The 8,862-nt window shown below is 57.4% G+C and carries 11 protein-coding genes and 1 pseudogene; 4 read left to right on the plus strand and 8 right to left on the minus strand.

What is annotated here, in order from left to right:
- Nucleotides 1–22 precede the first annotated feature (22 nt).
- Both phoR and phoB read right to left on the minus strand, forming a co-directional pair.
- Entirely contained in the window at nucleotides 23–1,345 is a 1,323-nt protein-coding gene (gene phoR / locus AWM79_RS14060; RefSeq protein ID WP_017132347.1) for a phosphate regulon sensor histidine kinase PhoR, read from the minus strand.
- Nucleotides 1,346–1,388: 43 nt separating this feature from the next.
- Nucleotides 1,389–2,078: a phosphate regulon transcriptional regulator PhoB gene (gene phoB, locus AWM79_RS14065; RefSeq protein ID WP_003176964.1), complete on the minus strand. Its 690-nt coding sequence runs from the start codon at nucleotides 2,076–2,078 to the stop codon at nucleotides 1,389–1,391.
- 151 nt (nucleotides 2,079–2,229) lie between these two features.
- On the opposite strand from phoB, the gene AWM79_RS14070 reads away from it, so the two are divergent.
- Nucleotides 2,230–2,673: a COG4315 family predicted lipoprotein gene (locus AWM79_RS14070; RefSeq protein ID WP_060783098.1), complete on the plus strand. Its 444-nt coding sequence runs from the start codon at nucleotides 2,230–2,232 to the stop codon at nucleotides 2,671–2,673.
- Nucleotides 2,674–2,790: 117 nt separating this feature from the next.
- Here AWM79_RS14070 and ubiA read toward each other — a convergent pair whose 3' ends face one another.
- Nucleotides 2,791–3,681 carry a 4-hydroxybenzoate octaprenyltransferase gene (ubiA, locus tag AWM79_RS14075; protein WP_017132349.1) on the minus strand — a complete coding sequence of 297 codons (891 nt, stop codon included), beginning with the start codon at nucleotides 3,679–3,681 and terminating at the stop codon, nucleotides 2,791–2,793.
- Entirely contained in the window at nucleotides 3,681–4,244 is a 564-nt protein-coding gene (locus AWM79_RS14080; protein ID WP_017132350.1) for a chorismate--pyruvate lyase family protein, read from the minus strand. Before AWM79_RS14080 ends, ubiA begins: the two co-directional genes overlap by 1 nt.
- Before the next feature lie 299 nt (nucleotides 4,245–4,543).
- Here AWM79_RS14080 and AWM79_RS25620 point away from each other — a divergent pair, with 299 nt between their 5' ends.
- The 3 genes from AWM79_RS25620 (at nucleotide 4,544) to AWM79_RS14095 (ending at nucleotide 6,348) form a co-directional block, all read left to right on the plus strand.
- Nucleotides 4,544–4,693 carry a rubredoxin gene (locus AWM79_RS25620; protein ID WP_026013219.1) on the plus strand — a complete coding sequence of 50 codons (150 nt, stop codon included), beginning with the start codon at nucleotides 4,544–4,546 and terminating at the stop codon, nucleotides 4,691–4,693.
- 42 nt (nucleotides 4,694–4,735) lie between these two features.
- Nucleotides 4,736–5,884 carry an NAD(P)/FAD-dependent oxidoreductase gene (locus AWM79_RS14090; RefSeq protein ID WP_060783099.1) on the plus strand — a complete coding sequence of 383 codons (1,149 nt, stop codon included), beginning with the start codon at nucleotides 4,736–4,738 and terminating at the stop codon, nucleotides 5,882–5,884.
- A gap of 188 nt (nucleotides 5,885–6,072) precedes the next feature.
- Nucleotides 6,073–6,348 carry an HU family DNA-binding protein gene (locus AWM79_RS14095; RefSeq protein WP_003213368.1) on the plus strand — a complete coding sequence of 92 codons (276 nt, stop codon included), beginning with the start codon at nucleotides 6,073–6,075 and terminating at the stop codon, nucleotides 6,346–6,348.
- A gap of 243 nt (nucleotides 6,349–6,591) precedes the next feature.
- Here the strand turns inward: AWM79_RS14095 and AWM79_RS14100 are convergent, their stop codons facing one another.
- The 4 genes and pseudogenes from AWM79_RS14100 to AWM79_RS14115 all read right to left on the minus strand — a co-directional run.
- Nucleotides 6,592–6,915 (minus strand): ubiquitin family protein, encoded by a 324-nt coding sequence (locus AWM79_RS14100; RefSeq protein ID WP_244159559.1) that lies wholly within the window; start codon nucleotides 6,913–6,915, stop codon nucleotides 6,592–6,594.
- Nucleotides 6,916–7,147: 232 nt separating this feature from the next.
- Nucleotides 7,148–7,432, minus strand: a pseudogene (locus tag AWM79_RS14105) (RHS repeat-associated core domain-containing protein); the annotation flags it as partial.
- Between the two features lie 73 nt (nucleotides 7,433–7,505).
- Nucleotides 7,506–8,273: a pentapeptide repeat-containing protein gene (locus AWM79_RS26095; RefSeq protein ID WP_060783102.1), complete on the minus strand. Its 768-nt coding sequence runs from the start codon at nucleotides 8,271–8,273 to the stop codon at nucleotides 7,506–7,508.
- Nucleotides 8,267–8,862 (minus strand): RHS repeat-associated core domain-containing protein (locus tag AWM79_RS14115; protein WP_167375430.1); only part of this gene is annotated, 596 nt, incomplete at its 5' end. The genes AWM79_RS26095 and AWM79_RS14115, both read right to left, overlap by 7 nt.

Consider the following 8,862-nt stretch of genomic DNA (forward strand, 5'->3'; position numbering starts at 1 on the left):
CCACTAGTGGCCTGTACGGTGATCAAGTGGACAGCTTGTTTTTGTGCTCGCGAGTGACTTGTGCCGGGACGAAATGGCAGGTGAACTGACTGCCGTGGCCCAGTACGCTGCTGATTTCCAGGCGGGCGCGATGGCGCAGTAGCACATGCTTGACGATGGCCAGGCCGAGCCCGGTGCCGCCGGTGTTGGAGTTGCGGCTTGAGTCGACACGGTAAAAACGTTCAGTCAGGCGCGGCAGGTGTTTGTTGTCGATGCCGATGCCCGAATCTTGCACACTGAGGTGCGCGCCGTGTTCGTCGCCCCACCAGCGGATGCGGATAGTGCCTTCGGCCGGGGTGTATTTGACGGCGTTGAATACCAGGTTGGAAAACGCGCTGCGCAATTCCGCCTCGCTGCCCTTGAGCCGGACGCAGTCGTCGGCCTCCAGGATAATGGTCTGATTGCGCTGCCCGGACAGCGCCTGGGCGTCATTGCGGATCGATTGCAGCAGGGTGTCGATGCGTACTGGCTGGTTATCCGACGGGTAGCCGGTGGCTTCCAGCTTCGCCAGCAGCAGCAGGTCATTGAGCAGGGTCTGCATGCGCCCGCCTTGCTGCTGCATCTGCTGCAGGGCACGGAGCCAGCGCGGGTTCACTTCCTCGACGTTATCCAGCAGCGTTTCCAAGTAACCGCAGATCACCGTCAGCGGCGTGCGCAGTTCGTGAGATACGTTGGCGATGAAGTCCTTGCGCATCTGTTCCAACTGGTGGATGCGTGTGACATCGCGCACCAGCATCAGGTGCTCGTTATTGCCGTAGCGGGTGATGTACAGCTGAATACGCAAGCGGTCGTTGGTCGGCGAAGGAATTTCCAGCGGCTCGGCGTAACTGTCTTGCTCGAAATACTCCTTGAAGCGCGGGTGACGCACCAGATTGGTCACCGGTTGGCCGCTGTCCTGTGGAGTCTTGAGGCCGAGCAGGGTTTCCGCGGCACGGTTCCACCATTCCAGGTTGCCGTCGCTGTCGAGCATGATCACCGCGTCCTTGAGGGCGGCGGTGGACTCCTGGACCCGATCGATCACCGCTTGCAGGCGCCCGCGCACGCGTTGGTCGCGGCGCTGCAAGTGATAGATGCTGTCGAACACATCGCCCCACAGACCATAGCCGTCCGGTGGTGCTTCTTCGGGTTTGTGTTGGCGCAGCCATTCATGCAGGCGCATCAACTGTTTGAGGGTCCAGCCAAGGTAAATCCCCAGGCCGACAGCCACTGCCCAACCGTAATAACCAGTGATCAGGCCGACCAGCAGGCAGGCGGTCGCCAGCAACAACAAATGGCGGATCAGGGTGCCATGCCAGTTTTGATTCACTTCAACATGCGTCCTTGTCAGCAATCATTGCGCGAAAATCGGTTCAGCCCTTGGTGGAAAACCGATAACCGGTGCCGCGTACCGTTTGTACCAGATTCTCGTAGGCATCGCCGAGGGCTTTGCGCAGACGGCGGATATGCACGTCGACGGTACGCTCTTCGACGTAGACGTTGCCGCCCCAGACCTGGTCGAGTAACTGCCCACGGGTGTAGGCGCGTTCCTGGTGGGTCATGAAGAACTGCAGCAGGCGGTATTCGGTGGGGCCCATTTCCGCGGGCTTGCCGTCGATGGTCACGCGGTGACTGATGGGATCGAGCAGCAAGCCGCCGACTTCGATCGGCGCTTCGCCGTCGGTCGGGCCGGCGCGGCGCAACACGGCCTTCAGGCGGGCGACCAGCTCGCGAGGGGAAAAGGGCTTGGTGATGTAGTCATCGGCGCCGACTTCAAGGCCCTGGATCTTGTTGTCTTCCTCGCCTTTGGCGGTGAGCATGATGATCGGGATATCGCCCGTCAGCTCGTCGCGCTTGAGACGCCGGGCCAGTTCGATACCCGAGGTGCCGGGCAGCATCCAGTCGAGCAGGATCAGGTCAGGCTTGCGATCGACAATGATTGCATGGGCCTGTTGAGAGTTTTCGGCTTCCAGGCAGTCATAACCGGCCATCTCCAGGGCGACAGCGATCATCTCCCGAATCGGGGCTTCGTCGTCGACGATCAGAATGCTCCTGCCAACCATATCGCTTAATCCTCTTGTCATTTAACCGTCTTGCGTCGCATTAGATAACGAAATTATTGCAGTCATGTGACAATTTTCGTGTCTGCGGCAATTGCCGCTTCCATGGGCTACGCTGGGAGTTCGAATCTACAACCACGAAAGGAAGGTTCTGATGACTCGCTCTGCGTTTTCGTTGAAAGTCTTGATGGTAGCTGCGGCGCTGTCGCTGCCAGCGTGGGCTTGGGCCGCCGATCCGGCGATGGGCCATGAGGGGATGAAGGCCGATTCGGCGATGAGCCACGAGAAGATGATGGCCGGTCCCGGAATGAGCCACAAGGGAGTGTTGGTCGATCACCATGGCATGACGCTTTATACCTTCGACAAGGACTCTGCCGGGAAGTCGGCCTGCAATGGTGATCCCTGCGAAACCAACTGGCCGCCGCTGAGCGCTAGCGCCACAGACAAGGGGGATGATAAGTGGAGCGTGATCAAGCGCGATGACGGCAAGTTGCAGTGGGCCTATGCTGGTAAGCCGCTGTATACCTTCAAGGACGATAAGAAAGGTGACAAGAACGGTGACGGCAAGGGCGGTGTCTGGCACGTCGCCAAACCCTGATTCACTACCGTTCCCTGCGGGAGTGGAGTTTGCCCACGAGAAGGTCTTCATTATCGGCAAACGCTTCGCCGACCAGCCGGGTTCCAGGTTCCGTTGTGTCCTGTCAGGTCCGGTTGGTCAGTGAAGCGCGTAATCGAGCACCACCCCGATAAAGATCGCCAGTCCCGCCCAATGGTTGTGCAGGAACATCTGCAAGCAGCGCTGCGGGTCGCGGTCGCGGGTGGTCCAGGACTCCCAGGCAAAACACGTTGCTGCCACCAGCAATCCGGCGTGGAACCAGCCGCCTAGCTCGAAACGTGCTCCGGCCAGCAGCAGGCAGCCGAGCATCAGGCCCTGCAAGGTCAGGATAATCGCCCGGTCGGCGTCGCCGAACAGGATGGCGGTGGACTTCACCCCGATCTTCAGGTCGTCCTCGCGGTCGGTCATCGCATAATAAGTGTCGAAGGCCACCGTCCACAGCAGGTTGGCGATGTACAGCAACCAGGCCGCCATGGGCAGGCTGGCGCCCTGTGCGGTGAACGCCATTGGGATACCCCAGGAGTACGCCGCCCCCAACACCACCTGCGGGTAATAGGTGTAGCGCTTCATAAACGGATAGCAGGCCGCCAGGGCCAGCGCGCCGAGGGAAAACCAGACCGTGGTGGCGTTGGTGCACAACACCAGCAGGAAACTGATGCCCATCAGCAGCCCGAACACCGCCACCGCTTCCCTGCCACTGATTCTGCCTGCCGCCAGCGGTCGTTGTGCGGTGCGCTTGACATGGCCGTCGACCTTACGGTCGGCGAAATCGTTGATCGCGCAACCGCCTGCGCGGGTCAGCACCACGCCAAAGGTGAAGATCAGCAGATGGCCCAGCGACGGCACGCCCTTGGCGGCAATCCACAGCGCGCTCAGGGTCGGCCACAGCAGCAGATAGATGCCGATGGGCTTGTCCATCCGCGTCAGTTGCAGGAAGTCCCAGGCACGCGGATGCAAGCGGTTCATGGACTTGAGTAGGTTCAGGTACATCAGCAAGGCTCCCGGTCGGCATTCACGGCCTGCCACAGGCTCGGCAGGAATATTTCCGCCACCAGCAGGCTCAAGGGGCCGCGATTGAAGCGTGAGCGGCGGGCCCAAAGGTCATTCACGCGGTATTGCGCCGGCAGCCATTGTGCGGGGTAATGGCAGACTTCGATGACCTGGCGTTCGAACGCCTGATCGCAGAACAGCAACTCACCCAGAGAACGGCTGCCCAGCTCGGCCATGTTCAGTCCACCTTGCTGCAAGGCATCCTGTGCCGCCACGCTACGGGCAAACACCCAAGGCTGGCCGTGGCCACACAGATACACCTCGCGCACCCAGCCGAGGCTAGCGGCGGGCAGGTCCAGGGCAGCGCGCTCGTCGTCGCGCAACGGTTGCCAGCCCTCGAACAGCGGCGTGACACTGAAGGCGTTGTCGCAAAGTCCAGTCAGACGGCGGGTCAGCGAACCCTCGTCGAACAGCCAGTCGAGGGTTTGGGCGTTGGGCGGGGTCGCCAGTCGGCATTGTGTGAGCCAGGTGGGAGACGCCGGAAATGGGGCTTTGTGCGGCACGATAAGCAGTTGATTGGCAGCCAGTGAGGCGACGAGCTTATCACAGGGTGCTCGGCTAATTTAGAGCGCTTGGGCGGCCACGGCTAGTGATCGTGCTTGCATCTGCCGACTTCGATCAGTACAAAACCCCCTGAGCCGGACGGCAACGCTGTACTCATCGACTGTCCGTGCCGATCAATGCCTGGGAACCGAGGAAAATAGGAATGAGCGATTTAAAAGAGCAGGCGCATCATCATCATGAGAAACATGAAAAGCACCCAAAGCCAGATGCTCCGAAACATCGGAAAAAATGGCAATGCGTGGTCTGTGGCCTGATCTACGACGAGGCCAAGGGGTGGCCGGATGATGGCATCAAGCCCGGCACCTCTTGGCTGGATGTTCCAGAAGACTGGCTGTGCCCGGACTGTGGTGTCGGCAAGATGGATTTCGAGATGATCGAAATCGCCTGATTGAGCAAATTCAAACACCTTTCAATGGGCCTGGAGAAAGGCATGAGTGCACCTGTCGTGATCGTCGGTACCGGATTGGCCGGCTACAACCTGGCCCGCGAGTTTCGCAAGCTCGACGGCGAAACTGCGCTGTTGCTGATCACCGCCGATGACGGGCGCTCCTACTCCAAGCCCATGTTGTCCACCGGCTTTGGCAAGAACAAGGACGCCGACGAGTTGAGCATGGCCGAGCCGGGTGCGATGGCCGAGCAGCTCAAGGCCGAGATCCGCACTCACACCCCCATCAGCGGGATCGATCCGGGCCACAAGCGCCTGTGGATCGGCGAAGAGGCAGTGAACTACCGCGACCTGATCCTGGCCTGGGGCGCGCAAACCGTGCGTGTAGCGGTGGAAGGCGACGCCTCCGAAGCGATCTTTCCGATCAACGACCTGGAGGACTACGCCCGTTTCCGCGCGGCAGTGGCCGGAAAAAAGCGCGTGTTGCTGCTGGGCGCCGGGCTGATCGGCTGCGAATTCGCCAATGACCTGATCCTCGGCGGCTATGAAGTCGATCTGGTTGCTCCCTGCGAACAAATCATGCCGACCCTGCTGCACCCAACGGCTGCTACTGCGGTGCAGGCTGGCCTGGAAGGCCTCGGTGCGCGTTTCCACCTCGGTCCGGTGCTGACCCGCCTGCAACACGCTGGTGATCACCTGGAGGCGCACCTGTCCAACGGCGAAACCCTGGTCTGTGACGTGGTACTCTCGGCCATCGGCCTGCGCCCACGTACCGACCTGGCTGCGGCGGCGGGGTTGCAGGTCAATCGTGGGGTGGTGGTGGATCGCTATCTGAAAACCTCTCACGCCAATATTTATGCCCTGGGCGACTGTGCCGAGGTCGACGGCCTGAACCTGCTATACGTCATGGCGCTGATGAGCTGTGCCCGCGCCCTGGCTCAGACCCTGGCCGGCAACGCCACGGCGGTGAGCTATGGCGCCATGCCCATCACTGTGAAGACACCCGTCTGCCCGCTGGTCGTTTCGCCACCGCCACGGGGAATGGAGGGGGTATGGACGGTCGAAGGGCAGGGCGCGGACATCAAGGCGTTGTGCCGCGATGCCAGCGGTCGCCTGCTCGGATACGCCCTGACTGGCGGTGCGGTCATGGAAAAACTGGCCCTTAACAAAGAGCTCCCACCACTGCTGGCGTAAATGGCGGGTGTTCTGTCGCGAACACCTTGCTTTTGCGCAGTTAAAGCTCACAGACAGACTGGCGCGGGCGCCGAGGCCGTGCCATCCTCACTCCCGTCTGCCGCAGAGTAGAGCCTGCGGCGCCTTGGGCGCTGTTCTGGAAGAACAGCACGGACATAACAACAAAAAACCGTCAAAGAGGCTTCACTATGCGTAAACCAGAACTTGCCGCTGCAATCGCTGAAAAAGCGGATCTCACCAAAGAACAGGCCAACCGCGTTCTCAACGCCGTTCTCGAAGAAATCACCGGCGCGCTGCACCGCAAAGACAGCGTCACCCTGGTGGGTTTCGGCACTTTCCTGCAGCGTCATCGCGGTGCTCGCACCGGCAAAAACCCGCAAACCGGCGAGCCGGTGAAAATCAAGGCCAGCAATACCGTTGCATTCAAGCCGGGCAAGTCGCTCAAAGATAGCGTCAACCCGTAAGCGTCAGGCTGGACTCCCGGAGCAAGGGGAGCGTTACAAAAAAATGGGCACGCCGATGGGATCGGGTGCCCATTTTTTATTCCAGTGCGATATTTTCATCGCAAACGCCGGTCTCAAGGACTACGCCACTGGCAAGCCCTTACCGGGCTGTATTTATCTCGGCCCTGTATATATCTGCGCTCGCCCATGCAGCATTGAAAGTCGGCTCGCCTGGCCTTCGCTCGAAAACATTTCGTGCCGCCTCTAAACCAGATGCAGCGGCTCGTGCTGTTCGCCAGCTTCCTTGAGCAGCCCATCCACATTCTTCAGCGCCGCCAGCAAGCTATCCACGCCGTGGGCATTGAGCAGCGGGCTATCAGTGAAGGTCTTGTTGATCGAGGCCATGAAACTGGAAATGCTCGCGTTCGCTCGGGCGTCCAGCAAATTGTCCCGCAGGTGGGTGATCAGTTCCTTGAGGTGGGGATCGTCCAGGGAAAGCGGGACTTGCAGATCGTGTTTCTTCAGGGTACTGATCAACAACTCCAGTGCCACGCTGGCCCGCATCAAAGCTCTTTCTCGTGCATCCATTCGCTGTCTCCTGTGTCGAGCTTTAGTGACGCCTGGAGGATAGACCACGGTGTAGGAGGTGCTTTTGCTGGGGGCGGGTGAGCGACGACTGGTTCGATGTCAGTTTATCGAGCGGATTGTAGTGGTACTCGATACGGCCATTGGCGGTGATCTTGGCGATCAGGCGTTCCATTTTTATCTAAAACAAATCTGCGCCCTTTGCGCTGTCAGGTAGCAGTCAGCCCCGCAAACGAGGCGCTGAAAACCGCCCCACATCCGGATCATAAAACCTAAACGTGTTGTAGTGCAGCCCCGTCTCGCGGTCCAGGTACTGCCCTTGAAAGCGCAGGTTCTGTTCCTCGATATAGTACGGCTCGCGCACTTCTTCCAGGGTGTTGCCCCAGACTTTGTAGCGCGCCTGCCATACCCGGGTGCCATCGGCCTCCGTCAGTTGCTCGGGCAGGCCGTTGGGGTCGGTGTGGTAGTAGCGGGTTTTCTGTACGTCGCCGAGGCCATCGACCCGCACCGGCGGCGCATACAATATGAAATCTTTAGTGGACCTTTCATGTATTAGCAAATTGAATATTTTTTTCTTATTGTATCTTGAACAATTACTTCATATCCGTCAAAAGAGAGATAATGCGCTTTGAGTATTCCTGGCCTTCAATAGTTTCAAGGTTTTTAATATTAAAAATCCATCCTCGTTGAGTGGAAAAATTCTTCAGTCGTCGTTTTAATAGTATATTTATTGAGCTGTCAGGTTGTGTCATCAAATAAGAAAGTGCTTTTTTTGCCCGATCCGACAAATCTTTAAAGTAAATGTGTTGTGTGTCAACTGGTGGGACGATCTCTTCGAGGTTACAGTTTTCAAAATTTACGTAATCTAACTCGCACCTTCCAAAATCAATCCTCAACAGAGTGTTTGGTTGCTCTGAGGTGAAAGTTATTTCTTGAATTTTTCCAATTAATTTGCAGTTCTTGATTTTTTTTGCATTGAATGTATTGTTAATTATTTTGCATTGGTCAAATATGCAATTATTAAAGGTGCACTCATTAAAAGCGGTCTTGCGAAAGTCGCACTTTACGAAAGTGCAACTATCGAATACACTATTATTCAATCCCGCACTACGAAAGTCGACGTTTTTGAAGTCACACAGATTCAATATGGTCACATTGAAGAAGCGTGAGTTGGAGAAATCACTTTTTTCGAATACACAATTTTCCAAAAGACAACCATCGAAAATTGGATAGGAAAGTTTGGAATTTCTCAGCTTACATGTCTGAATTGATTCGCTTTTGAAAAAAGTCTTCTCTAGGAGGACCAAGCCGTCCTGCTCAAGCCCGGATAATATCTTTGACTCAATACGATTATTCACCATGTAACTCCTTCATAACCATTTCCCCAGTCGCCATATCGCCTCTGATGCGTGCCTCTAGCCCAGTCTGCCTTGGTTGTCAGATCCCACCAGGCTTGGCTTTTCGGATCATACACATCCGGCAGACGTTGACCTGATTTTGATACATTCAAGTGCGCAAGCGATGAATCAGCCAGTACTCTTCGTTTGAACTCGGCATCAATCCGTTGGCCGACATAACGCCGGTACCGGGAGTGTGCTTGACCTAAGTCACCTCTATCGTAAGCCCGCTTTGTCGCCGCCCTTTGTTTCATCGTCAGTGAGCGCTGTGGATTGCGATACACCGTTTTTTTAGCTGCATTAGCATGAGCCTGAAGTTTTTTGGTTGTAATACTGCACGGCGCCCATCCCCATGGATCGATCCACGTTAGCGGATTCGGCGCATACTGATAGAGATTAATCCCACCCGCCAACCCAATCGGGTCCGGCGTGGTAAACCGCCCCACATCCGGATCATAGAACCTAAACGTGTTGTAGTGCAGCCCCGTCTCGCGGTCCAGGTACTGCCCTTGAAAGCGCAGGTTCTGCTCCTCGATATAGTACGGTTCGCGCA

Source organism: Pseudomonas agarici, from assembly GCF_001543125.1.
GTDB lineage: Bacteria > Pseudomonadota > Gammaproteobacteria > Pseudomonadales > Pseudomonadaceae > Aquipseudomonas > Aquipseudomonas agarici.

Coding starts and splice junctions, on each gene's coding strand:
- phoB (WP_003176964.1), bottom strand. CDS start 2,078: ATGGTTGGCAGGAGCATTCTGATCGTCGACGACGAAGCCCCGATTCGG.
- AWM79_RS14070 (WP_060783098.1), top strand. CDS start 2,230: ATGACTCGCTCTGCGTTTTCGTTGAAAGTCTTGATGGTAGCTGCGGCG.
- ubiA (WP_017132349.1), bottom strand. CDS start 3,681: ATGTACCTGAACCTACTCAAGTCCATGAACCGCTTGCATCCGCGTGCC.
- AWM79_RS14090 (WP_060783099.1), top strand. CDS start 4,736: ATGAGTGCACCTGTCGTGATCGTCGGTACCGGATTGGCCGGCTACAAC.
- AWM79_RS14095 (WP_003213368.1), top strand. CDS start 6,073: ATGCGTAAACCAGAACTTGCCGCTGCAATCGCTGAAAAAGCGGATCTC.
- AWM79_RS14100 (WP_244159559.1), bottom strand. CDS start 6,915: ATGGATGCACGAGAAAGAGCTTTGATGCGGGCCAGCGTGGCACTGGAG.
- AWM79_RS26095 (WP_060783102.1), bottom strand. CDS start 8,273: ATGGTGAATAATCGTATTGAGTCAAAGATATTATCCGGGCTTGAGCAG.